The sequence below is a fragment of the Glycomyces halotolerans genome (assembly GCF_054779575.1).
In genome coordinates this window covers 84,689-108,928 of the sequence record NZ_BAAGXZ010000014.1, presented here as the reverse complement: position 1 = coordinate 108,928, position 24,240 = coordinate 84,689, and the positions used below count along the sequence as shown (strand labels likewise).

Annotated in this window: 12 protein-coding genes and 1 pseudogene; 6 read left to right on the top strand and 7 right to left on the bottom strand. The window is 68.2% G+C overall.

Features of this window, described 5'->3' with window-relative positions; genetic code table 11:
• Window positions 1-17 precede the first annotated feature (17 nt).
• Window positions 18-434 carry an acyl-CoA thioesterase gene (locus tag ACYVL2_RS13215; protein ID WP_460544007.1) on the bottom strand — a complete coding sequence of 139 codons (417 nt, stop codon included), beginning with the start codon at window positions 432-434 and terminating at the stop codon, window positions 18-20.
• A 126-nt stretch (window positions 435-560) separates the two neighbouring features.
• On the opposite strand from ACYVL2_RS13215, the gene ACYVL2_RS13210 reads away from it, so the two are divergent.
• Both ACYVL2_RS13210 and ACYVL2_RS13205 read left to right on the top strand, forming a co-directional pair.
• Window positions 561-1,775 (top strand): acyl-CoA dehydrogenase family protein, encoded by a 1,215-nt coding sequence (locus ACYVL2_RS13210; protein WP_460544005.1) that lies wholly within the window; start codon window positions 561-563, stop codon window positions 1,773-1,775.
• Window positions 1,776-1,806: 31 nt separating this feature from the next.
• On the top strand, window positions 1,807-3,030 hold the full coding sequence (locus tag ACYVL2_RS13205) for an acetyl-CoA C-acetyltransferase (RefSeq protein ID WP_460544003.1): 1,224 nt from the start codon (window positions 1,807-1,809) through the stop codon (window positions 3,028-3,030).
• Between the two features lie 66 nt (window positions 3,031-3,096).
• Here ACYVL2_RS13205 and ACYVL2_RS13200 read toward each other — a convergent pair whose 3' ends face one another.
• The 4 genes from ACYVL2_RS13200 to ACYVL2_RS13185 form a co-directional block, all read right to left on the bottom strand.
• The gene (locus ACYVL2_RS13200) at window positions 3,097-3,561 is read right to left on the bottom strand and encodes a MaoC family dehydratase (RefSeq protein ID WP_460544001.1); all 465 of its coding nucleotides are present in this window, start codon (window positions 3,559-3,561) and stop codon (window positions 3,097-3,099) included.
• Window positions 3,558-4,310, bottom strand: a complete 753-nt coding sequence (gene fabG / locus ACYVL2_RS13195; protein ID WP_460543999.1) for a Rossmann-fold NAD(P)-binding domain-containing protein — start codon at window positions 4,308-4,310, stop codon at window positions 3,558-3,560. Before fabG ends, ACYVL2_RS13200 begins: the two co-directional genes overlap by 4 nt.
• Window positions 4,307-5,428, bottom strand: a complete 1,122-nt coding sequence (locus ACYVL2_RS13190; RefSeq protein ID WP_460543997.1) for an MDR/zinc-dependent alcohol dehydrogenase-like family protein — start codon at window positions 5,426-5,428, stop codon at window positions 4,307-4,309. The genes fabG and ACYVL2_RS13190 overlap by 4 nt, the downstream gene beginning before the upstream one ends.
• Before the next feature lie 549 nt (window positions 5,429-5,977).
• Window positions 5,978-7,267 (bottom strand): zinc-binding metallopeptidase family protein, encoded by a 1,290-nt coding sequence (locus ACYVL2_RS13185; RefSeq protein ID WP_460543995.1) that lies wholly within the window; start codon window positions 7,265-7,267, stop codon window positions 5,978-5,980.
• A gap of 438 nt (window positions 7,268-7,705) precedes the next feature.
• Between ACYVL2_RS13185 and ACYVL2_RS13180 the strand changes: the two genes are divergently transcribed.
• The 3 genes from ACYVL2_RS13180 to ACYVL2_RS13170 are packed head-to-tail and all read left to right on the top strand — an operon-like array spanning window position 7,706 to window position 20,877.
• Window positions 7,706-13,744 (top strand): LamG domain-containing protein, encoded by a 6,039-nt coding sequence (locus tag ACYVL2_RS13180; RefSeq protein ID WP_460543993.1) that lies wholly within the window; start codon window positions 7,706-7,708, stop codon window positions 13,742-13,744.
• Window positions 13,745-13,782: 38 nt separating this feature from the next.
• Complete coding sequence (locus tag ACYVL2_RS13175) at window positions 13,783-20,502, top strand: HYD1 signature containing ADP-ribosyltransferase family protein (RefSeq protein WP_460543991.1); 6,720 nt, start codon at window positions 13,783-13,785, stop codon at window positions 20,500-20,502.
• 30 nt (window positions 20,503-20,532) lie between these two features.
• Window positions 20,533-20,877 (top strand): DUF6881 domain-containing protein, encoded by a 345-nt coding sequence (locus tag ACYVL2_RS13170; RefSeq protein ID WP_460543989.1) that lies wholly within the window; start codon window positions 20,533-20,535, stop codon window positions 20,875-20,877.
• 92 nt (window positions 20,878-20,969) lie between these two features.
• Here the strand turns inward: ACYVL2_RS13170 and ACYVL2_RS13165 are convergent.
• Together ACYVL2_RS13165 and ACYVL2_RS13160 are read right to left on the bottom strand one after the other, a co-directional pair.
• Window positions 20,970-21,355 (bottom strand): annotated as a pseudogene (locus tag ACYVL2_RS13165) (helix-turn-helix domain-containing protein); the annotation flags it as partial.
• A gap of 94 nt (window positions 21,356-21,449) precedes the next feature.
• Window positions 21,450-22,457, bottom strand: coding sequence for a cytochrome d ubiquinol oxidase subunit II (locus ACYVL2_RS13160; RefSeq protein ID WP_460543987.1), 1,008 nt, complete (start codon window positions 22,455-22,457; stop codon window positions 21,450-21,452).
• Between the two features lie 354 nt (window positions 22,458-22,811).
• On the opposite strand from ACYVL2_RS13160, the gene ACYVL2_RS13155 reads away from it, so the two are divergent.
• Window positions 22,812-23,939 (top strand): FUSC family protein, encoded by a 1,128-nt coding sequence (locus tag ACYVL2_RS13155; RefSeq protein ID WP_460543985.1) that lies wholly within the window; start codon window positions 22,812-22,814, stop codon window positions 23,937-23,939.
• The last annotated feature ends 301 nt before the right edge of the window (window positions 23,940-24,240 follow it).

Here is a 24,240-nt window from a genome sequence, read left to right as displayed (position 1 = left end):
GCGCCGCCGGGCGGTCCTCACGCCACGTCGAGCTGTTCGACCACGGCCGAGCGGGTCTTCTCGGGGATCGGCACCGGCCGGCGGGTGCCCTCGTCCACGAACACGTGCGTGAACTTGCCGAGCGCCAGCGGCGCGCTTCGGTCGGGCGAGCCGGCGCGCACGATGGCCAGGTCCCAGGTGACCGACGTCGAGCCGAGCCGGGCGACGGCCACGTCGACTTCGAGGCGCTCGGGGAACGAGGCCGATTCGAGGAACTCGCAGGAGGACGCGCGCGCCACCGCGATGACCTCGCCGGCAGGGTCGAGCGCGCCGGCGCCGATCATCCAGGCGTTCACCGCCGTGTCCATCGCCTCGTAGTAGACGGCGTTGTTCATGTGGCCGTACTGGTCGTTGTCGTTCCACCGCAAGGGGAACGGGTGGCGGTATCCGGTCATGGCGGCTCCTCGGGGGTCCGGTTCTGGCACGTCGCGTCCTTGTGATCCACGGCGATGGTAATGCATACTAGACACATACCGACCGGTCGGTTTCACCGACCCGGATCGTTGACGATCGGAGGACCGATGACACTCGCAACGCAGGCCCCCTCGGCGCAGCCACAGGGCACCGACCTGCTCGACGCCGACTTCTACTCGTTCCAGAACCTGCTGACCCCCGCCGAGCGCCAGGCGGCGCTGCGGATCCGCGAGTTCATGGAACGCGAGGTGCGCCCCATCGCGGACGACTACTGGGACCGCGCCGAGTTCCCGTACCACCTCGTCCCCGGCATCGCCGACACCGGCATCCTCGGCGCGATGTGGCCCGAGACCGCCCGGTTCGACAACAGCGCCCTCTTCCGCGGCTGGGCCGCCGTCGAACTCGCGCGCGTCGACCCGTCCTTCGCGACCTTCGTCGGCGTGGCCAGCGGCCTCGCCATGGGCGCGATCGGCTTCGGCGGCTCCGAGCAGCAGCGCGCCGAATGGCTGCCGCCGATGGGCCGCGGCGCCGTCATCGGCGCCTTCGGCCTGACCGAACCGCTCGCCGGATCCGACACCGCCCGGGGCCTGCGCACCACCGCCACCCGCGACGGCGACCAGTGGATCCTCAACGGCGCCAAACGCTGGATCGGCAACGCCACCTTCGCCGACGTCACCGTCATCTGGGCCAAGGACACCGCCGACGACCAGGTCAAAGGCTTCCTCGTCCGCAAGGACACCCCGGGATTCAAGGCCGACAAGATCGAACGCAAACAGGCCCTGCGCGGGGTCCAGAACGCCGACATCACCCTCACCGACGTCGTCGTAGACGAAGCCGACCGGCTCCAGCGCGTCGACTCCTTCCGCGACGTCGCCAAAGTCCTGCGCGCCACTCGCGCCGAAGTCGCCTGGCAGTCCGTCGGCGTCGCCGTCGGCGCCTACGAGGCCGCGGTCAAGTACGCCGGCGAACGCGAGCAGTTCGGCAACCCCATCGCCTCCTACCAGCTCGTGCAGGACAAACTCGCCGGCTCCCTGGCGAACATCACCGCGAGCATCGCCATGTGCGCGCGCGTGTCACAGATGCACGACGAGGGCGCCCAAGGCGACGAGCACGCCGCCATGGCCAAGGCCTTCGCCACCACGCGCATGAGAGAGACCGTCGCCTGGTGCCGCGAGATCCTCGGCGGCAACGGCATCCAGCTCGACCACGGCGTCGCCCGCTACTTCGCCGACGCCGAGGCCGTCTACTCCTACGAAGGCACCCGCGACATGAACACGCTCATCGTCGGGCGGGCGATCACCGGCCGCCAGGCGTTTGTCTGACCACCACGCCACATCTCAAGGAGGAGACGGCATGACAGAGGCATACATCGTCGCGACCGCGCGCTCACCGATCGGGCGCGCGCACAAGGGATCGCTCAAGGACACGCGCGCCGACGACCTGGCCGCCCAGATGGTGCGCGCGGCCGTCGAGAAGGTCCCGGGCCTGGAGCCCGACCGGATCGACGACCTGCTGCTGGGCTGCGGCCTGCCCGGCGGCGAGCAGGGCATGAACATGGGCCGCGTCGTCGCGGTCATGCTCGGCTGGGACTCGGTCCCCGGCACCACCGTCACGCGCTACTGCTCGTCGAGCCTGCAGACGACCCGTATGGCCTTCCACGCCATCAAGGCCGGAGAAGGCGACGTGTTCGTGTCGGCCGGGGCCGAGTCGGTCAGCCGCATGGTGATCGGCTCGAGCGACTACATTCCCGGCGCCGATTTGAAAAATCCGGTCTTCGCCGACGCGCTGGAGCGCACTGAGCGGCGCGCCAAGGGCGGTGCTCCGGTGTGGACGGACCCGTGCGAGGAGGAGCGGCTGCCGGACCCTTACATCGCGATGGGTCAGACCGCCGAGAACGTCGCGGCGCTGCGCGGGGTCACGCGCGAGGACCAGGACGAGTTCGCCGCCCGCAGTCAGCAGCGGGCAGAGAAGGCGATCGCGAACGGGTTTTGGGCCGGTGACATCACGCCGGTGACCTTGGCCGACGGCACCGTGGTGTCGGCCGACGACGGCCCGCGGCCGGGCACGACGGTGGAGAAGCTCGCGACGCTCGACCCGGTGTTCCGTCCCGACGGGACGGTCACCGCCGGCAACGCCTGCCCGCTCAACGATGGGGCCGCGGCCGTGGTCGTGGTGTCGGCGCGCGTTCTCGACGAGCTGGGCGTGTCGCCTTTGGCGCGCATCGTGTCGACCGGCGTCAGCGGGCTCTCGCCGGAGATCATGGGCCTGGGCCCGGTCGAGGCCAGCCGGCAGGCGCTGCGTCGCGCGGGTCTGACGATCGAGGACATGGACCTGGTCGAGATCAACGAGGCCTTCGCGGCGCAGGTGATCGCCTCGGCTCGGGAGCTGGGGATCGACCAGGACCGGTTGAACGTCAAGGGCGGCGCGATCGCCGTCGGGCACCCGTTCGGGATGACCGGTGCGCGCATCACGTCCACGCTCATCAACGCCCTGGAGGACACCGGCGGCCGCTACGGGCTCGAGACGATGTGCGTGGGTGGCGGCCAGGGCATGGCGATGGTGATCGAACGGCTCTGAATCGGACCTGCTGCGAACACCCACGGCCCGGACGACTCGCGTCGTCCGGGCCGTCTTGGTTCTGGCTCAGGGCTCGGGCACGTAGAGGGTGATCGTCTCGGCGACCAGGGCGGGCTTGTCGGCGCCTTCGATCTCGACGGTCACCGTCGAAGCGAGCCGGACCCCCATGCCGGTGGTCTCGGCGCCGGTGATCTCGGTGGCCGCGCGGACTCGCGAGCCGGCCGCGACCGGAGTCAGGAACCGCACCTTGTCCATGCCGTAGTTGACGGTCATGGCCGCGCCGTCCACCCTGATCAGCGACGACGCCAGGCGCGGCAGCAGCGACAGCGTCAGGTAGCCGTGCGCGATGGTGGTGCCGAAGGGCCCCTTGGCGGCCCGTTCGGCGTCGAGGTGGATCCACTGGTGGTCCTCGGTCGCGGCGGCGAACGCGTCGATGCGGTCCTGGTCGACGGTGAACCACTCGCCGGTCGCCCGGCGCCCGACGGCGTCGGCCAGTGCGCTCGGGGAGGGCACTTCGATGGCGTCGCTCATGCCTTCGGTCCTCCCGCCACGTAAAGGACCTGGCCGGAGACGAAGCCGGCCTCTTCTGAGCAGAAGAAGGAGACGGCGGCGGCGATGTCCTCGGGCTGGCCGACGCGGCCGACGGCCGCTTCTCCGGCCGCGGCGGAGAGGAAGTCGCCGAAGGGCACGCCGATGCGCTCGGCGGTGGCCTTGGTCATCTCGGTCTGGATGAAGCCGGGGGCGACGGCGTTGGCGGTGACGCCGAACTTGCCGAGTTCGAACGCGAGGGTCTTGGTGAAGCCCTGCATTCCGGCTTTCGCGGCGGCGTAGTTGGCCTGGCCGCGGTTGCCGAGCGCCGAGGTGCTGGAGAGGTTGACGATTCGGCCCCATTTGGCTTCGACCATGTGGGACTGCACGGCCCGGGACATGAGGAAGGCGCCGCGCAGGTGCACGCCGAGGACGGCGTCCCAGTCCTGGGCGGTCATCTTGAACAGGAGGTTGTCGCGGAGGATGCCGGCGTTGTTGACCAGGATGGTGGGGGCGCCGAGTTCGGCGGCGACGCGTTCGACGGCGGTGGACACCGCTTCCTCGTCGGCGACGTCGACGCCGATCGCGACGGCTTTGCCGCCGTCGGCGGTGATGGCCTCGGCGGTGGCCCGCGCCTGGTCCTCGAGGAGGTCGAGTACGGCGACGGCGTTGCCGTCGGCGGCGAGTCGGCGGGCCGTGGCGGCGCCGATGCCGCGTGCGGCGCCGGTGACGATGGCGGTGCGGGAGGTCATGTAGCGGTCCTTTCGGTGGGTGTGAAGGTGATGAGCTGGCGCAGCGCTTCGCCGGAGGCGAGGCGGTCGAGCGCGGTGGGCAGGTCGGTGAGGGCGATGCGGTCGGAGACGAGCCGGTCGAGCGGGAGGCGGCCGGATCGCCAGAGTTCGACGTAGCGGGGGATGTCGCGGCCGGGGACGGCCGAGCCGAGGTAGGAGCCGATGACGGTGCGGGCCTCGGCGGTGAGGCTGAGCGGCGCGATGCTGGCGCGGGCGTCGGGGTGTGGGAGTCCGACGGTGACGGTGGTGCCGCCGGGTGCGGTGACGGCGTAGGCGGTCTCGAAGGCGCGGGCCGAGCCGGCGGCTTCGATCACGACGGGGGCGCGCAGCTCGGCGTCGGCGGCGCCGGCGGGGGTGTAGACGGCGGAGGCGCCGAGTTCGCGGGCGAGGTCGAGTTTGGAGTGGACGGCGTCGACGCCGATGACCTGGTGGCCGAGGGCGGCGGCGACCATGAGCGCGGCCATGCCGACGCCGCCGAGTCCGACGACGGCGACGGCCTGGTCGGGTTCGGGTCGTCCGGCGTTGACGACGGCGCCGCCTCCGGTGAGGACGGCGCAGCCGAGGAGGGCGGCGATGTCGGGCGGCACGTCGTCGTCGACGGGGACGACCGAGGTCTCTGAGACGACGGCGTGGGTGGCGAAGGCGCTGACGCCGAGGTGGTGGCTGACGGGGGCGCCGTCTCGGCGCAGGCGGGTGGCGTCGCCGACGAGGGTGCCGGCGGCGTTGGCGGCGCTGCCGACGGTGCAGGGGAGTCGGCCGTCGGTCTGGCAGGACTCGCATTCGCCGCAGCGGGGGAGGAAGGTCATGACGACGCGTCTGCCGGGGGTGAGTCGGGCGCCGGGTCCGGTCTGCTCGACGATGCCGGAGGCTTCGTGGCCGAGGAGCATGGGGGTGGGGCGGACGCGGTTGCCGTCGACTACGGACAGGTCGGAGTGGCACAGGCCGGCGGCCTCGATGCGGACGAGGATCTCGCCGGGGCCCGGCGGGTCGAGTTCGAGTGTGCCGATGGTGATGGGCTGGGACTGGGCGTACGGCGCCGGGGCGCCGCAGCGCTCCAGCACGGCACCGGTGATCTGCATGGGGACCTCCTCGTCATCCTGCTCCGGGCGGGGCTCCACTCATCATACCGACCATCCGGTATGTTGCACCACCCCGGCGTGCCACCGCCTGGATCATCGGGGACGACGAGGGGCCCCGGCTGATGGACCGCGCCACAGCGCGGTCGACCCGGCCGGGGCCGCCCCTTCCTGATGCCCTCCGGCGGGCACCGACTCGCCGCCCGGAGCCGCTCGTGAGGGAAGCCCGAACCCTCGGTCGGCATCGATGTCCGGGCCGCCGAGCCGATCATCTCGGAGGGCGGCTCGGCGGTCAGCTCACGGTGATGTCGGAGCCGCCGCTGCCTGGCAGCCCTCGGCGGCCATGATCATGGATCGCCGAGCGAGTCGGATCGACAAAAGTCGATGGCTGCTGCCGACGCCAGTATCGTCCGTTTTAACCGGAGTGTCAACTGTTTCCGGAAATATTCCGGTAGTCCAATTGCGGGCGCTATCGTCTCGACCTCGCACTTTGTCGGCAAAACATCCGGCATTGGAAAGTTGAACGCCCATTACTTCCGGAACTTCCGAGGCTCAGCCCGCCAGCGCGGCGTCCTCGCCGGTCGCCCGCAGCACGGTGAGCACCAGTGTGCGGGCGACGGCCGCGGTCTCGGCGACCGAGACGCGTTCGCGGGGCCCGTGCGCCAGCCGGACGTCACCGGGCCCGAACTGGAGCGTCGGGATGCCGGCGGCGGCGTACAGGCGCAGGTCGCTGCCGTAGGGCGCGCCGCGCTCGCGCGGGCGGGCAGTGCCGGTCGCGTCGACTCGGGCGTCGGCGACCACGTCCCGGAGCGGATGCCCGGCCGCGAGGGCGCCGCTGGCGAAAACGCCGCCGGGCCAGGTCACGACGGCCGGGTGCTCGCGCAGCCACGGGTCCCGCGCGCAGGCCTCGGCCACGCACGACTCGAACGCCGCCCGTGCCGCATCGAGGTCCTCCCCGAGCCGGACGCCGAGGCGGCCGTCGGCCACGAGCCGGTCGGGTACGCTGCTGGCCCAGTCGCCGGCGCGCAAAGTGCCGACCGAGAGGGCGTACGGGATCGAGTACTCGGACAGCAGCGGATCGGGGTCGGCGTTGCGCTCGGCCTCCAATCGCGACAGTGCCGCCGCGATCGGCGCGTAGGCGTCGATGGCGCTGACCCCGGCGTCCCGCGTGCTCGCATGGGTCGCCTTGCCGGTCACCTCGATCCGGAACGTAAGCGAACCGGCGTTGGCGGTGACCAGCGTTCCCGAGGTCGGCTCGGTGATGACGCAGGCCCGGCCGGTGTGGCCGCGCTGGAGCGTGCCGAAGGCGCCGATGCCGCCGTCCTCCTCGCCGACCACGAAATGGGCCGCCACGGTCCCGCGCGGCCGGACACCGGCGGCCCGGATGGCCGCGAGCGCGGCGAGGTTGGCGACGACCCCGGCCTTCATGTCGCAGGCGCCCCTGGCGTGAACGACGTCGCCGGTCACTCTGGGCACGAACGGATCGCCCTCCCACTGCGACAGGTCGCCGGGCGGGACCACGTCGACGTGCCCCTGGAGGATCACCGTCGGGCCGTCACCGCGGCCCGCGGCGGTTCCCACGAGTCCCCACGCCTCCTCGCGCGGCACTTCGGTGCCGGGGAAGCCGGGGGCGGCCCGGAGGGCGGGCAGGTCCATCGACCACAGGTCGACTTCGAGCCCGAGTGCCTCGACGCGCCGCGCGAGCAGGTGCTGCAGCTCCGATTCGGCGGCCGAGCCGGTGATGGAGGGAACGGCGAGCAGCTCCAGCAGCAGGTGGGCGATCGCCTCCTCGTCTACGGCGGCCAGCGCCTTGGACTCTTCGGGGGTCAGCGCCGCGCGCATCGGCCACACCCCCGGCGACCGGCCACAGGACGGACTCTGATCGGCACCAGCCCTCCACTCGACCTCGAACACCGCACCGGCAGATTCACTTCGCCGGCACCCGAACCAACGCCCCCGATTCTGCCCGATACCGCGAACGCCGCGAATGTGACTAGAGTCACTATCAATTTGTGTTGCATAGGGATACTGCCCGAACGGGACAAGCCCTGACACTTGCTGACCTGCCGTCTCATATTGACCGGGCGGTGCGCACGGTGCTGCTCAAGGGTCATGCGGGGAATCTATTTCGGACTAAATAGTCCGAAGTGTCCATATATTGCGAGTTCTCGATGGAAGCGCACTCTTGACGGTATGGATCCGATTCAATACAGTCACTCCCGGTCATGATTCCGCAATGGTCATGACTGCCCCGATTTCCAACTGAATGCGATGCGCCCCATGGAATATGCCTCCCGCTCGCCGGAGTTCCGCCCGTTCGCCAGCCCGACCGTCGTCCGCGTCAAACGGGGTACGGCCCTCTCGCTCTCAGCGGTTCTCGCGACCTCGATCCTCCTGGCCGAGCCCGGGCAGACCGAAGAGGACGCCACTGCCGGCAACGACTGCGTGGCCCTGTCCGACACCGATCATGCCGTCGACTCAGAGGCGACGGCGCTGGCACTGGCCGAGGACTGCGGCAGGCCTGTCGAGATCGACGCGATGCGCGAGGATGCGGCCCGCTTCACCGCCGAGGTCGACGGATCGATCACCGCCGAGCTGTTCGCCACCCCGCAATGGACCACAGATGAGACCGGAGCCTGGGTCGACATCGACCCCACGTTGACGATCGACGAGAACGACCTGATCACGGCGGTGGCGGTCCCCGGTGAGGTCATGGTCTCCGGCGGAGGCTCCGCTCAGCCCCTGACAAGCGTGACCACCGAATCCGGCGAGACGCTCGACCTGTGGTGGCCGACCGAGCTTCCCGAGCCCGAACTCGACGGAGCCGAGGCGCGCTACCGCGGCGTCCTCGATGGAGTGGACCTCATCGTGGAGGCCGGCCGGACCGGATTCTCGTATCGGCTCGAAGTCCTCACCGCCGAGGCGGCGGCCGACCCCGGGCTGGCCGAGATCGCGGTCGAACTGGGCGGGACGCTCGAAGTCGAGCAGGATCAGGACACCAGAGCGGTGACCGCACTCGACCCCACCACCGGCGAGACCGTCCTGGCGGCGAATCAGGCACTGATGTGGGACGCCTCCGAGCCGGCATCACCGTTCGAACTTCCAGGACCGACCCAGTTCCTCGCCGAGCAGCAGCGTTCGGTTTCCGGCTCCGGTGAGCGGCCCGGCGACCCGGGACGGGTCGAATCCATGGACGTCTCCCTGAAGGGCACGAAATTGTCGGTCGTTCCCGACGCGGGCATGCTCGCCGACCCGGATACGGAGTTCCCGGTCGTCATCGATCCGTCCTTTGAGACTCCGCAGTGGGCGTGGACGACCGTCGGAGACGGCCAGTACGCCGACTCCACCTGGTGGGACGACGCCGCTTGGCCGCGTTCAGGTGGACTGCGCATGGGCTACAACGGTTGGGTCGCCCCCGGTGAGGAGGGCTACGGGACGTGGCGTTCGATGATCCGGTTCGACATCGGGAAGCTCGCACACGCGTCGGTCAGCTCGGCGACCATGTCGGTCGACATCCGCCACACCGGCGGCTGCCTGTCCTACCCGCTCGAGCTGTGGCAGACGAATGTGATCTCCGCCGGTGCGGTGCCGACCTCGTGGAACTCCACGGCGGGGAACTGGCTGCACGGAGCGCCGCTCGACACTCAGACCGTGGAGAGCGCCAACTCGGCCAGCGGCTGTCCTGTGGCATATCCGACCAGGCAGGTGGACTTCTCGTCCGCGGATCTGGCCCATCACGTCGACCGCCACGCGAATGCCCCCCACATGACGATCACGCTCGGACTGAAGGCCGCGGTCGAGGACCACCGTGAGCACTGGTTCAGGGCCGATGCCGAGACCGCCCGGATGACGGTCGTCTACCAGCCGGCCATGAGCCTTCCGTCGAATCTCACCGTCGATGGCGTCAGCTGCCTGGCTCCGGAAGGCGCGCGCGTCGCGGGAACGCAGCCTACTCTCTCGGCCGTCCCGCACTCCTCCGACGGCGAGGCTCGTGTCAGCTTCTGGGTCAGCGACGCGTCCGGGGCCTCGGTCGCCGAGCACATCAGCGCCGACACGGTGCCCTCCGACGAGGAGTACGCCTGGCAGATCGACTCGCCGCTGCCCGACGGCACCTATGAGTTCCGGTCCCGCGCCAACACCGCCGACGGCGTCACCGCCAGATATACCACGTGGTGCACCTTCGAAGTGGACTCCACTCTCGACGCCGTCGCCGAGGTCTCCTCCGTGGCGCTCACCTGCCCCTACGACACCACTGGTCTCGACCCGGCGGTAGACACCCTGGAATCCCCTACCGAGGGCGGAGCGCTCCTGCTGGCCGAGGCCTGCGATATCGGCGTTGAGGTCGCCGGTCTGCAGGACTTCCACACTCGCGTGACCGCAGACCCCGACGGTCTGCTGACCGCGAAAGTCGAGGCCGTGCCCACATGGGCGCCCGACGCCTCCGGTGAGTGGGTGGAGGTCGACACCGGATTCGCCGTGGCGGCCGATGGGACCATCACCACGAACGCCGCGGTCTCGGACATCACCGTGTCCGGCGGCGGCGCCGGCCCGTTCGTGACCGCGACGTCCCCCGAGGGCGCGTCGGTCTCGTTGACCTGGCCCGAAGCGCTCCCCGCTCCCGTTGTCACTGAAGACACCGTCATCTACCCCGAGGTGCGTCCTGGGTTGGACCTCCAGGTCCAGTCTGATCTCGACGGATTCAGCTACGCGCTGGTCGTCAAGACGCCCGAGGCGGCGGCCGATCCCCAGCTCACGGCGATCGACATCGGGATCAACGCCGACGGGCTGACCGTCACGCAAGATGCGACTGGCGCCGTCACCGCCGTCGACTCGGCCGGCGAGACCGTGTTCGCGGCTCCTGCCGCCTATATGTGGGACTCCTCGCTCAACCCCGAACCCGGCAGTGAAACCAGCACCGAGTCGGAGCCCTCCACCTTCAGCACCACCGAAGAGGAGCCGGTCAGCGACCTCGGCGAGGACGATCCGATGCCCGGCCGCTACGCCGAAGTGGGCGTGGACCTGGAGGGAACGACGCTGACGGTCACCCCCGACGCCGAGCTCCTCTCCGACCCGGCAGCCGAATTCCCGATCACCATCGACCCCCCGTTCGTCGGCAAGCGCCTCGCTTGGGCCAACATCTTCCAGAACCGGCCCGGCAGTTCCTGGACCAACGACAAGGACTGGCCCCGCAAGGGCGGCATGCGGGTCGGCTACAACAGCTGGTACGGCTGCTCACCGGACGCTTGCGGGCTGTGGCGGTCGGCGGTCCGATTCGGCATCGGCGGTCTCAAGAACAAGGACGTGCTGAGCGCCCGCGTCTCCATGACCCAGACCCACTCGGGCGGCTGCGGATCTACCGACCTTGCACTCTGGGAGGTAAACCGCAAGATGGGCAACGGCACCACCTGGAACTCGATCACGTCCGCGACCCTCGACCACCTGCAGACCAAGTCGGTGGCCTCGTCGAACTCCGGCGGCTGCGGAACGAATTATCCGGACCGGGACGTCAACTTCACCGGTTCCGCCGTGAAGTCGAAACTGAACTCGAGGTTGAGCTCGGACCGGTCGTGGATGACGTTCATGGTCCGCTCCTCGAACGAGTCCGATCCGCACGCGTGGCGCCGCATCGACATCAAATCGGTGGAGCTCATCGTCACCTACAACTCTCCGGCCTTGAACCCGACTTCGCTGCGCACCAACGGCAAGTCCTGCGTGACCTCCGGCTATTCGAGCTCGCCGTGGACTTCCGAAGTCCAACCGACGCTGTCGGGTGTCCCCCGCGACCCCGATGGCAAGGTCGGCGCCTACATCCAAGTGCGGCAGAAGGGCTCCTCCAGCAACGTCCGCACCTGGTCGACCTCCCGCAACCAGAAGTCGAACTCCCGCCAGAGCTGGACGATCCCGTCGAGCAAGAAGCTGCCCAGCGGCGAGTACCGATGGAGGATGCGATCACTCGACGACTACAAGAACGGTACCGACAACTGGTTCGACAGCTGGTGCTACTTCCGCGTCGACGCGACGGCGCCGACCCCGCCGAAGGTCGAACTCGTCAGCCCTGCGAACCCTCAGGCCGGGGACGAAGTGACCTTCCGTTTCACCTCCACTGACGCGCATTCGGGCATGAACGCCTTCTACTACGGCGTCAACGAGGAGGCGCAGCGCCACAAAGTCTCCTCCAGCGGCACGACGACGATCACCGTGACCGCCCCTTCGTCAGGCGGCTACACGTGGCTCTACGTATGGGCCGCCGACAAGGCCGGCAACAGTTCGAAGCGAATGCAAGCCGACTTCTTCGCTCCCCGCATCGTCGAGCCCGTTCCGGCGGCGGCCTGGAGGCTCGACGGCGACGGACTCGACGACGCCGCCGGAATCGGCGACGCCGATGACGACGAGCAAGCCTCGTACGACCTCACCATGGGCCGCACCTCCGGGTGGACCGACTCGGGCCCCGAAACTCCCGTCGGCGAGGCGATGCTGTTCGGCGGGACCGACTGCGTCACGACCCAGAGCCCGGTCATCCGGACCGACGTGCCCTACACCGTGTCGGCTTGGGTCCGCAGCGACGTCACCGACACCGGCGTCCGCACGGTACTCTCCCAGTCCGGCCGGAACGGTACCGGGTTCGCACTGCGATACCGCGGCATGTCCGGCGAGTGGGACATGCGTCTGATCGGCGAGGACTCAAGTGATCCGAGCGTCTATTCGAGGGCGGGATCCACGAGCACCCCCGCGCAGGGGCAGTGGACGCACCTGGCGGCAACCGTCGACCCAGGCTCCAAGGTGATCCAACTGTGGGTCGACGGCACGCTCGAGGACACCGAGACGTTCGCGCACGAAGCCTGGCATGCGGACGGACCGGTCAACATCGGATGCAGCGGCACCACCGACAACCACCGGCAGTCGCACTACTTCAAGGGCGCCGTCCAGCACGTCGGCATCTGGCAGGGTCTGTTGACCGACGCGCAGGTGCAGAAAGTCATGGCAGGCGACCTGCCCGCCGGAATCGCAGGTGAATGGCTGCTGCGCGGCGACGCCGCCGACTCCTCGCTGCACGCCAACGATCTCACCGTGCCTGCGAGCGGTTCGCAGTGGGTCCAGGACCAGTGGGGCCGGGAGAAGTCGGCGATCGACCTCGACGGCTCCAGCTGCGTCACCGCAGGTGACACGCAGCCGAACCGCTCCGACGGCTCGTTCTCACTGAGCGCATGGGCCCGCGTCGACGCGGTCGACACCGGCGCCGAGCACACCGTCGCGGGCGAGACCTTCCAACTCGGCAGCAAGTTCAAGCTCTACCTCACCGACGAAGGCAAATGGGCCTTCTCTGTCGTCGGTGTGAACGACGCCGGCGAATCCTTGTGGGACACCGCTCGGGACACGAGCCCGGCTACCGCAGGAGCGTGGACCCACTTGACCGGCGTGTACGACGTCGCGTCCGGCGACGTCCGCCTCTACGTGGACGGTCAGCTCGCGGGCACCAACGCCGCCGACTTCGAGCCGCACCTCGGATACGGCAAGGTCAACATCGGCTGCCGCGGTTCGGGTTCCGGCAATGAAGGCGGTGGCAAATTCACCGGGACGATCTCCGACGTCCGACTGTGGCGCGGCGCGTTGACTACCGAGCGCGTCGCCGACGTCTACGGCGGCAACAAGGCCGTCGAGCGCAAGGGCCACTGGAGCCTCGACTGGTCGAGCCTGACCGACGCCGAGGGCGCCCACGACCTGGCTCAGCACGGCGACTGCACTTGGGGATGGGACCAGTTCCCGCTGCCCTTCAGCGCCCTCGAGTTCCACGGCAACGGCTGGGCGCAGTCGAACGGCCCGGTCGTTCGCACCGACGAGTCCTTCACCATTGCGACCTGGGTCAGAATCGACAGCACTGACGGTCCCTACCAGACGATTCTCTCTCAGGGCGGTCAGAACCGCGTCGGCTTCAACCTCAACTACAAGTCCGACGCCGACGGCGGCAGATTCCACTTCGCGATGCCTTCGGCCGACAGCACCGACTCGGTGACCTGGCACAGCATGACCGCCGAGCATCCCATCGACATCGGCGGCGACGACTGGTACCACGTCGCCGTGATCGTCGACATCCCCGGCGGGGAGATGACCATGTACGTCAACGGCGAGAAGGCGGCCAGCGCCGAGGCCACGTCCACGCCGTGGAACGCGACCGGTGACCTCTACCTGGGGGTCTACGGGCGCCAGAACGGCGACCTCCTCCAGCACATGAACGGCGCGGTCGACCGCGTCCAGCTCTGGCAGTCCACGCTCGACCCCGAACGCATCACCGACATGGCGCGATCCACCACAGGCAACTAGCTCCCGCCCCTCGACGCAACGGAAGTGAAGACCCCGTCATGAACTCAAGTCCTCAGCCCGACGCGCCCTCCTGGAAGCCGTTCAGACCCATGGCATTCCTGCGCAAGGCCACGACGCTCGCCGCGATTTCGCTGCTCGGCGCGACATTGATGGTCGCGACCCCACTGCCCGCCTGGGCGCAGTCGGCCGACGACATCGAGACCGACGAGGCCGTCGAGGTCGACGAGCTCCCACTCGTCGACGTCGACGGGGTCGACCCTTCGGCGCACCAGGTCTGGGAGCCGCCGGCGCCGATCGAATCGGTGGCCGAGGCCGTCGAGGTCGCCCTCACCTCGGAGGACGGGACCAGCACTGAGGTCGCAGTACTGGACGATGGGACCGCCTCCGAGCTGGGAATCAACGGTGTCGTGCTCGAGGTCGAACCGGGCGGCGACGCACCGTCCGGCGAACTCGAGATCGACTACTCGGCGATCGAAGCGGCCTACGGGGCCGAATGGCCCGACCGCCTCGAGGTCTTCTCGCTGCCCGCATGTGCGGTCGAGGCCGCGAAGGCTCCGCAGTGCGACGGTGCTACTCCGGTCGAATCGAGCAACGACACCGACGCCGACACTCTCACCGTCGACCTCGAGAGCGACTCGGTCAAGAACGCCCAGATCGAGCAGTCGACCCGGTCCGAGCCGATGCTGCTGGCGGTCGCGGCCACCGCCGACGGCGGCAGCGGCGAGGCAGGCGACTACTCGGCGACGAAGATCAACCCCATCGGTACCTGGGAGGCCGGCAGCAACACCGGCGCTTTCACCTACGACATTCCGATCGCGGTGCCGCCCGCCGACGGCCCGGTGCCGGAACTGTCGCTGTCGTACTCCTCCGCGGTGCACGACGGCCGCACCTCGGGGCGCAACAACCAGGCGTCGTGGGTCGGCGACGGCTGGTCCTACGAGCCCGGCTTCATCGAGCGCACCTACGCGGCGTGCTCCGAAGACGCCGACTCCAACTCCAACAACGACAAGGACGACTTCACCGCCGACCAGTGCTGGGACGGCGCGTCGAACCACATCACCGTCTCGCTCAACGGCGTCAGTGCAACGCTGCTCAAGGACGACGACACCGGCAAGTGGTACGCGGAGAACGGCGCGGCCTGGAAGATCGAGAAGCTCGGCTCCGCCGCGACCTCGTCCGCTTCGACCACGGAGCGCTGGCGCATCACGACCGAGGACGGCGCGGAGTACCACTTCGGCGTCGAGTCGTCCTCGCGGCTCACCGTGCCGGTCTTCGGCAACGACTCCTCCGAACCGTGCAACGCCACGGCGTTCAAAGACTCCTCCTGCAAGCAGGCCTACCGGTGGATGCTCGACAAGGCCGTCGACCCGCTCGGCAACATGGTCCGCTACGAGTACACGACCAAGAGCGGCTACTACGGCGCCGCCGGGGACGAGGACAACCGGACCTCGTACACCCGCGAGGCGTATCTCTCCAGCATCGAGTACGGCCTCCGAGAAGGGGACTCCACGGTTGAGGCCACCGGCCGGATCGTGTTCACCACCGCCGACCGGTGCGACTCCGACTGCTACGACGCCTCCGGCGACCCCAAAGAGGACTCGTGGCCGGAAGTGCCGTGGGACCTCCACTGCTCCGAAGCGCCGTGCGCGACCCAGTTCGCTCCGGTGTTCTTCGAGACCAAGAAACTCACGCAGATAAGCACACAGGTCCGAGACGGCGGTTCCTGGCGCACGGTCGACGAGTGGAAGTTGACCCACGAGTTCAAGTCTTATGGTTCTGAGAACCAGGTCGTTCTGTGGCTCAAGTCGATCCAGCAGACCGGCCGTGCCTCCGGCGATACGCTGTCACTACCCAAACTGGAATTCGGCGGCTACGCCCTGGCGAACCGCGTCGACGCCGCCGGCCGCATCCCGCTGTGGCGCTGGCGGATGTCGTCGATCAAGACCGAGACCGGATCGGTCATCAACATCGGCTACTCCGAACCGGAGTGCGACACGCTGCCGACGAAGTCGGCGAACTCCAAGCGGTGCTACCCGAGGCTGTCGAAGCCCCGCGGACAGTCCGAGACGGTCGAGGACTGGTTCCACAAGTACGTCGTCACCGAGGTCACCCAGACCGACCCGGTCACCGAATCGCCGGCGGTCATGACGTTCTACGACTACTCGACCTCCGGCGGTGGCACGAGCGTGCTGTGGGCTTGGGACGACTCCGCCCACACCCGCAAGCCCGAACGGACCTACAGCCAATGGCGCGGCTACGCGCAGGTGACCACTCGGGTCGGCGACCCTTATGACGGACCGCAGGAGACGACCCGGACCCGCTACTACCGCGGCATGAACGGGCAGCCGCTGCCGAGCGGCGGCACCCGCAGCGTCTCGGTCACCGATGCCGAGGGCAACAGCGTCACCGACCATGAAGCGCTGTCGGGCAGCGTCTTCGAGGAACTGAGCTACAACGGATCCCAAGTCATCGAAGGCTCGACCACCCGCTACTGGACTTCCAAGCGCGCCTCCCAGTCACACGACGGCGGTGCCTATGAAGCCTGGCTGACCGCGCCGTCCCGCGAGGACTCGCGGCGCCTGCTCACCGGCTCCACGTGGCAGCGTTCGCGGACGTCGACCGAGTACGACGGACTGGGGCGTCCCACAGCGGTCACCGACCACGGCGACCTGGCGGCCTCCGGAGACGAGACCTGCAAGCGCACTTGGTACGCCGATTCGGCCACCGCCAACCTCTACAGCCTGCCCCGCAGGGACGAGACCGTCGCCGTACCGTGCTCGACCGATCCGAGCCGACCCGGCGATGTGCTGGCGGCGAACCGCTACTACTACGACGGCCACGGTTCGATCAACGACGAGCCGACCAAGGGCCTGCTCACCCGTACCACCGTGCTCGACTCGTGGCCGGAGGGCGGGACGGCGACCTATGTGACCTCCGAGCGGACCACCTACGACGCGGTCGGACGCGCCACGGCCGTCGAGGACGCCCTCGGCAGGACCACCACCACGGCGTTCACCCCGTCGGGCGCCGGACCGGTGACCAAGACCGTCAAGACCAACCCCGCCGGGCACGTCGAAACCGTCCACCTGGACCCGGCCTGGGGGCAGGCCACCAAGATCGTCGACGCCAACGGGCGCATCACCAAGATCACCTACGACTCGTTCGGCCGCACCACTTCGGTGTGGCTGCCGGGGCGCAGCCGGTCGGGCGGCGAGTCCGCGTCGATGACCTTCGCATACAACCTGCGCGATTCCGGGCCTTCGGCGATCACGACGAAGGAGCTCAACACCCAGGGCTCCTACATCACCTCCATCGAGTTGTACGACTCGATGCTGCGACTGCGGCAGACGCAGACCGACACCACCGGCGGCGGCCGGGTCATCACCGAGGAGCGGTACGACACCCACGGGCGGGTCGAGGAGAAACGCGGCCCGAACTTCAACACCAGTCCGCCGGCGACGTCCCTCGCCACGGTCGCTCGCGGCGACTCGGCCAACCGCGTCGAGTTCGACTTCGACGCCGCCGGGCGCGTCACCGACGAGATCCAGTTCAACCGCCACGACGAGCTGTGGCGCACCACGACCGCGTACGGCGGCTCCGCCGACGGCTATCAGGTGACCGTCTCCCCGCCCGACGGCGCTCCGGCCGAGGCCACGATCGAGGACGCGCTCGGGCAGGCCGTCGAGGTCCGCACGTTCCACTCCAACGAGCCGACCGGCGCGTACGACGCGCTGACGTACACCTACACGCCTTCGGGCGAGATGGCGTCGATGACCGACCCCGCCGGCAACCGGTGGGAGTGGGAGTACGACCTGCGCGGCCGTCAGGTCTCGACCACCGACCCTGACGCGGGGACGACCACTACCGTCTACGACGCGGCCGGTCAGACCGAATCGACCACCGACGCTCGAGGGGACACGCTCCGGTACACCTACGACTCGCTCGGTCGCATGACCGAGCGGCGCGACGGCGACGGCACGCTGCTGACGTCGTGGACGTTCGACACCGTCAGCGGCGGCAAGGGTCTCCCGGCGAGCTCTACCCGCTGGGCCGACGGCAACGCCTACACCGAGTCGATCCTGATGTACGACAGCGCTGGACGAGCGCAGGCCACCACCATGACGATCCCCGCCTCGGAAGGGGACCTCGCCGGCACCTACTACACGACGCAGTCGTTCTTCGACAACGGCCAGATGAAGACCCGCGGATACTCTCCGGCCGGATCGATCGCCACCAACCAGGGGATGCAGTTCGGCTACGACTCCGTCGGCAACCCCACTTACGTCCTGACCTCGGTGGGCAGCAACGACTACGTACTGGTCGACGACGCCACGTATACGCCGTTCGGCGAGATCCAGACGCGTCGACTCGGTTCGTCGGCAGAGAAGCACGCCTATCAGGGCTTCCAATACGACGAGACCACGAGGCGCCTGGAGCGGTTCGTGTTCGGCCACGAGACGACCAACCCGCACGTGGCGGACGTGAACTACACCTATGACGACGCCGGGAACATCCAGTCGGTGGTCGACAAGCCGCTCGGCAACGAACCGCGCTGGGAGACCCAGTGCTTCAACTACGACGCGCAGCAGCGCCTGGCCGAAGCGTGGTCGCAGGCAGGCGAGACGGCTTGCGCCGCCACGGGCAGCTCAGCGATCGTCGGGGGACCGGCGGCCTACTGGAACACCTACACCTACGACGCCGCCGGTAACCGCGTCTCGGACACGCTCCAATTGACCGGCCACAATGACCAGCGGACGTTCTCGTACCCGGCTGCGGGCGGGGCTCGACCGCATGCGCCGATCGAGGTCGTCGCACAGGACGGCTCCCGCGCGGTGTTCGGCTACGACGAGGCCGGCAACACCACCAGCCGCGAAGTCGACGGCGACGTCCAGATCTTCGAATGGGACGCCGAAGGAAACAACACGATCGTCAACGAAGGCGACGACCAGACCCGGATGGTGTACGACCCGGATGGTCAGCGGCTGATCCGCGACGACGGCGACAGCGCGACGCTGTTCCTGCCGGACACGGAGATCGTGTGGGACAAGGTCGCCGACACGCTCGACACCAGCCGCTACTTCCAGCACGCCGGACACACCGTGGCCGTCGCCACGGGCGTGGCGCGAAGCAACTGGCGCTACACGGGTGTGAACCCGCAGGGCACGGCGACGCATTCGATCAACGCGGTCAGCCACTCGAACGTGAACGTCCGGTACTTCGACCCGTACGGGATGGTGCGCGGCGAGCGGTCCGGCGAATGGTTCGGCCAGCAGGGCTGGGTCGGCGGCGTGGAGGATCCGACCGGGCTGCTCGAGCTCGGCGCGAGATCGTATGACGCCCTGTTCGGGCGGTTCATGTCGATCGACCCGGTGATCGATGTAGGCGACGACCAGCAGATCAACGGCTACGCCTACGCCAACCACAATCCGGTCACCTTCGCGGACCCGACGGGGTTGTTCCTCGGCGGTCTGGTTGACAAGGCGAAGTCCGGCGCCGAGGCGATGGCGAACACGGTCTCCGACGTGGCCGGCAGCGCCACGGACTGGGTCAAGGACAACGCGGGCACAATCGCGACGGTCGCCGGGACGGTGGCTACGGTGGCCGCGTTCGTGCCGGGCGGACAGGTGGTCGCGCTCGCCGCGGGGGCGGTGGCCATCGGGGCCGGTGCCATTGACACGGCGCAGACCTGTGCTTCGGGTGCGGCCGTGGACTGTGCGGTCGGTGTGGCCTCGATGATCCCGGGCCCGGTGGGCACGGTCGTCGATGTCGCCTCGACTACATATACGTGTGCGACCGGGACGATGATGGACTGCGCCTCCGAAGCGATCGGACCCGGCGGCCGAAAGGGCCCCAGCGCCACCGACGGCGGAGGGGCGAACTCCAACAGCAGTGGTTCGAGCTGCGGACGCAAGTCGTTCGTGCCGGGCACCGAGGTCGTCCTCGCCGACGGCACCGCGGTCCCGATCAAGGACCTTGAAGTCGGCGACGAAGTGCTGGCCACCGACGCGGTGACGGGCGAACCGATAGCCGCAGAGGTTCTGGCAACACATCACACGCCGGCGCAAGAACGTGAGCTGGTGGAGGTCACTGTCGACACCGATGGTGACGGCGAAGGGGATGGCGAGGTCACGGCGACCGCCGGACACCCGTTCTGGACCACGGACACCGAGGAGCGTCCGGAGAGCTGGACGGCCGCGGACTGGGAGCCTGCCCGCAACCTCGAAGCCGGTTCGTGGCTCCACACCAGCGCGGGCACATGGGTGCAGGTGACTGCGGTTGAGCACCGCGAAGCGGTCACCGACACCCACAACCTCACGGTAGAGCGAGTCCACACCTACAGAGTCGCGGCAGGTCCGGCCGACCTCCTTGCCCATAACAATGGAGTCAAGCAATGTGAAAGCGATGACGACGACGATATACCAGAGGTTCTGTACCACTACACGAATGAGCGGGGGATGAACGGCATCCTTGAGAGTGGTGAGCTACGTGCCTCGCTGAGGGAGAACAATCCTCGAGACGCCCGATACGGGGATGGCCAATATCTCACCGACATTAAGCCTGGAACATTCAGAGCTGCTCAGTTGGCCTCGCGATTCATACGAGTTCCGAACAAGTACAAGTACACGCACTATGTAGGCATATACACAAGAGGGCTCAATGTAACCAAGGGTCGGACAGGCGTGTATGTCGTACCGAATTCGGGTTCATTGAATATCAGAGGTAGAATAGCCAGGCACGGGAGGAATATGCCGGTATAGAGCCTAAGTTTCTGAATCCAGTGCTGGCTGGTGCATGGGGAAGTGATGATGCAGGAAAACAGGCAATCCGACGTCTGGTACATGGAGCTTAATTGGCTCCACGACGATCCGGGCGACCCGATTGCTTTCTATAGTGAAGTTGGAGCTGATGGCTACGAGGTCCGCAAAGTTGTGAGATTTCGCGACGGTAGGTTGCTTGCTGCCGATGAAGCTCATGAGAACGATGAGGTGGGTGTGGCAGAGGTGCCAACGGATCCCCCGGAAGTGTGGAATCTCGAGCCGGAGTTTCAAGCGCGTAGGATTGCGAAGCAGCAGTTCGAAAAGCTGTGGTCGCGCGCCGAGCTTGCTCCCGAGTGGCACGGGCCAATTGGATGATATCTGAATCGCACCGGCTGAGATACAGGGTTGGTTTCGTGGTGACCTGTGGAGCTGCTGCTGGGCGACGGTGGCCTAGTACTGCTGTTCGAGAGGTTCATGCCGCGACGTTTATGTTTGCCGGAATAGAAAGGCCGGTCGATCTGGTTGCGGTCGATGCCGGTGCCGTCGAAGATCACGAAGGCGCCCCCGGTCCGCTTTCCGTGCCGCAGCGCATCGCGGATGCCTGGAGCGCGGGCGGGCAGGCGGATGGTCTCGCGGGTGCGCCGCCACACGGTCGCGGTCGAGATGCCGAAGCCGGCCGCGAGGTCGGCCAGCCGCTCGCCTTTGTGCGGGTGCGCGAGGGTGAGCAGGGCCTGTTGTCAGGGGTCGAGCAGCCGCCAGTGCGAGCCGATACTGCGCCGGTGGCCCGGATCAGGGCCGAGGTGCGGCGGAGGGTCGTGGTGGATAACGGCAGCGCGGCTTGGTAGAACAGCACAAGAAGCTCCTGGGGGACTGTCTGTTTGGCGACTGCTGTTCTACCCGGAGCTTTTTCTTGCCCTGCAACTCAACTCACCACTGATGAAACAGGCTCAGTGGGTGCGGGTCAGGCTGTGGAGGATCGGGCCTCGTAGGAGTGGGGAGCGGGCGCATACGGCTGCCAGGATCACCATGGTCGCCACGACCGGGGGCTCCCGTAGGGCTCCGGCGTTTGCGGTGGCGTCGTTGATGGTGGTGTGCGGCGGCAGGATCCACGGGTGCAAAGCGGCGGCGAAGGCCCACAGGAGCGTGGCGGTGGCGATGCAGGCGGTCACCTTAGCGGTCGTATAGCGGCGCTCGACCAGCATCGGAATCGAGATGGTTCCGGCGGCGACGGCCGTCAGCGCGTACGGCAAACCGTCGGTCGCGAGCCCGTGGTAAAGCCACGGCGCGTCCCAGCGGCTCATGAGGAGTCCGAGCATCGCCACTGAGCCGGTGACGGCGGCGGCGGCCATGGCCTTGGAGCGGAACTCGTCGGCGAGGTCGTCGTGGCCGGTCTGCCGGGCGTCCCCGCACAGGGACACCGCGGCCAGGTACACCGCGACGGAGACCGTGAGGAGCCCGGCGACGGTCGCTGTCGGGCTGAGCCAGCTGCCGATCGGGTCGCCTTCGCCGATGCCTGGCGGCACCTGGCCCGAGGCGATGGCTCCTGCGGCCGAGCCGAGGAGGAAGAGCGTCACCAGCGACACGATCGCGGGAGCCTGTTCGAGACCTCTCCTCCGGCCGTGGTCGGGTGAGGCTCTGCGGTACGTCACCATGGCTCCCTTGACGAGGATGCCCAGCGCGGCGGCGCTGAGCGGCAGGTACAACGTGGACGTCACCGCCGCGAAGGCGTCCGGGAAGCCGAGCCAGCACAGCATGACCGCGAAGATCAGCCACAAGTGACTGGCTTCCCGCAATGGAGCGGCCGTCCCGTCGATGAGTCGTCGGCGTTCCCGCCCACGGGAGGCAGAGCCGGCCTGCAGGTCCCAGAACGCCCGGCCGAAGTCGAAGCCGCTGAACAGTGTGTAGACGGTGAGTGCGGCCCACACGGCGGAGATCAGCCACTCGGCTGCGTTCATGACGGGGGTTCCCTTCGGGGGTCGGTTCGGCGTTCCGGCGGCAGGCGGGCGCGGACCGTCCGGTGAGGAGCGGACGGGCTCGCCCTCTGTGCACCGTGGAGGCGGTGCGCAGGAGTTGTGGTTCATGTACGGAACTCGGCGCCGGTGGCGGCGAAGTCCCGCAGTACTGCGGATGAGGAGCGGCGATCGGGGCCGGGGCCCGCCGCCGGGAGGCACTCACTATTCGGCATGTGCCCCGTGGCGCGGCCGATAAACCCGAACAAGGAGGTGATTCCACAAAGTCAGGTGAAGTGCGCCGCTCGCGCGGACCGCCGGGACGGGGTATCGCGGCGCTGACAGGGTAGTCCTCTCTTCATGCCGCTTCGATCGCTTCGTGACGCCGTCGCCTCGGATGCCAAGGAGGGCGCCCGGTTCTTCCGCTCGATACCCCGCCCCGACAGCCTGGCGCGGGAGACCGCCTCTCAGGCGGTGAAGTCCGGGCTGGCGGCCGTGGCGGCATGGCTGGTCGCCGCCCATCTGTTCTCGCTGCCGCTGCCGTACCTGGCGCCCTGGGTCGCCCTGGTCATGGTCAGGAACACGGTCTACTGGTCGGTCCTGTCGGGCGTGCGGCAGGTGACGGCGGTGTGCATCGGCCTCGGCCTCGCGTACCTGGGCGGCGTCACACTCCCCGGCACGGAGCTCGCGCTGGTGATCGTGGTTCCGATCGCGGTGCTGCTCGGCCAGTGGCCCCGCTTGGGCGACCAGGGGCTCTATGTCACGTTCACGGCGCTGTTCCTGGTCACGCTCGGCGAGATCGACGACGCCGACATCGTCTCGCGCCTGATGGAGACCGGCATCGGCGTCGTGGTGGGCACCGCGGTCAACCTCCTGGTCTTCCCGCCCCTGCGGGTCCGCTCCGTGAGGGAGACCTGCAGCAGGAGCGGCCAGGAGGCGGTGAGGTTGCTGCGCGATGTGGCCGAGGGGCTCTCCGGCGAGTTGGACCCGGCCGACACTCGCGACTGGGCGCACCGGGCCGAGCGGCTGGACGGCCGCGTCTCCGAGTCGGTCCAAGAGCTGCGCAGAGGCCACGAGAGCCTCCTGCTCAATCCCCGCCCGCCGCGGGAGCGGAACCTGGAGGCCGTGGAGGACTACCGCGCCGCCGCTGATCTCGTCAGCCGGGTCGGGGCCTCGGTGGAGTCGATAGCCGGTTCGCTCGGTGAGATCGGGAAGGAGGATGCGCCCTATGCCGCGCTTCCCGTGGGCTTCCGACGTCCGTATGCGCACGTGCTCGACGTGGCGGCCTCGAAGCTCGAGGAGCGGCTGGGCCGGCTCGGGTGCGGGACCCCGCCGGAGAGCGACGCTCCTGTGGACATCCCGTCGGAGGTGTACGAGACGCTTGAGTACGACGTCGAGATGGGTCGTGCCGCGGACGGCATCTCGATCGAGATCGAGGGGGCGCTGCTGGTGGCCGCTCGTAGGCTCTTGCGGGACCTCGCGGAGTAGGAACTGGCTGGTGCCGGCGACCGCACCGATACTTCCGGAATCAAACTGAAAGTTACGACGCAACCATGGCGGGTATGTATCGACGTCCATGAACTGGATTGAGCTCTATCGATTTTTTGGTACCATCGCACCCCATGTTAGCTGGGAAAACGGCTGCTTCCATTGTTGACGTACGGGGCAACATTATCGGAAAATTTCCGGAACTTATTGACAAGCGGTCCGCTTCTAGGCATGCTAGTGGCATCGATGGTAATCGATAAGTGCAAGTTCGGGTCCTCCAGCCCGAATCATCCCGGTCTGC

Bases quoted from the DNA above. Each gene is read 5' to 3' on its own strand.
- ACYVL2_RS13155 (WP_460543985.1), top strand. From the start codon at position 22,812: ATGCCGCTTCGATCGCTTCGTGACGCCGTCGCCTCGGATGCCAAGGAG.
- ACYVL2_RS13205 (WP_460544003.1), top strand. From the start codon at position 1,807: ATGACAGAGGCATACATCGTCGCGACCGCGCGCTCACCGATCGGGCGC.
- fabG (WP_460543999.1), bottom strand. From the start codon at position 4,310: ATGACCTCCCGCACCGCCATCGTCACCGGCGCCGCACGCGGCATCGGC.
- ACYVL2_RS13200 (WP_460544001.1), bottom strand. From the start codon at position 3,561: ATGAGCGACGCCATCGAAGTGCCCTCCCCGAGCGCACTGGCCGACGCC.
- ACYVL2_RS13180 (WP_460543993.1), top strand. From the start codon at position 7,706: ATGGAATATGCCTCCCGCTCGCCGGAGTTCCGCCCGTTCGCCAGCCCG.
- ACYVL2_RS13190 (WP_460543997.1), bottom strand. From the start codon at position 5,428: ATGCAGATCACCGGTGCCGTGCTGGAGCGCTGCGGCGCCCCGGCGCCG.
- ACYVL2_RS13160 (WP_460543987.1), bottom strand. From the start codon at position 22,457: ATGAACGCAGCCGAGTGGCTGATCTCCGCCGTGTGGGCCGCACTCACC.
- ACYVL2_RS13215 (WP_460544007.1), bottom strand. From the start codon at position 434: ATGACCGGATACCGCCACCCGTTCCCCTTGCGGTGGAACGACAACGAC.
- ACYVL2_RS13185 (WP_460543995.1), bottom strand. From the start codon at position 7,267: ATGCGCGCGGCGCTGACCCCCGAAGAGTCCAAGGCGCTGGCCGCCGTA.
- ACYVL2_RS13175 (WP_460543991.1), top strand. From the start codon at position 13,783: ATGAACTCAAGTCCTCAGCCCGACGCGCCCTCCTGGAAGCCGTTCAGA.
- ACYVL2_RS13210 (WP_460544005.1), top strand. From the start codon at position 561: ATGACACTCGCAACGCAGGCCCCCTCGGCGCAGCCACAGGGCACCGAC.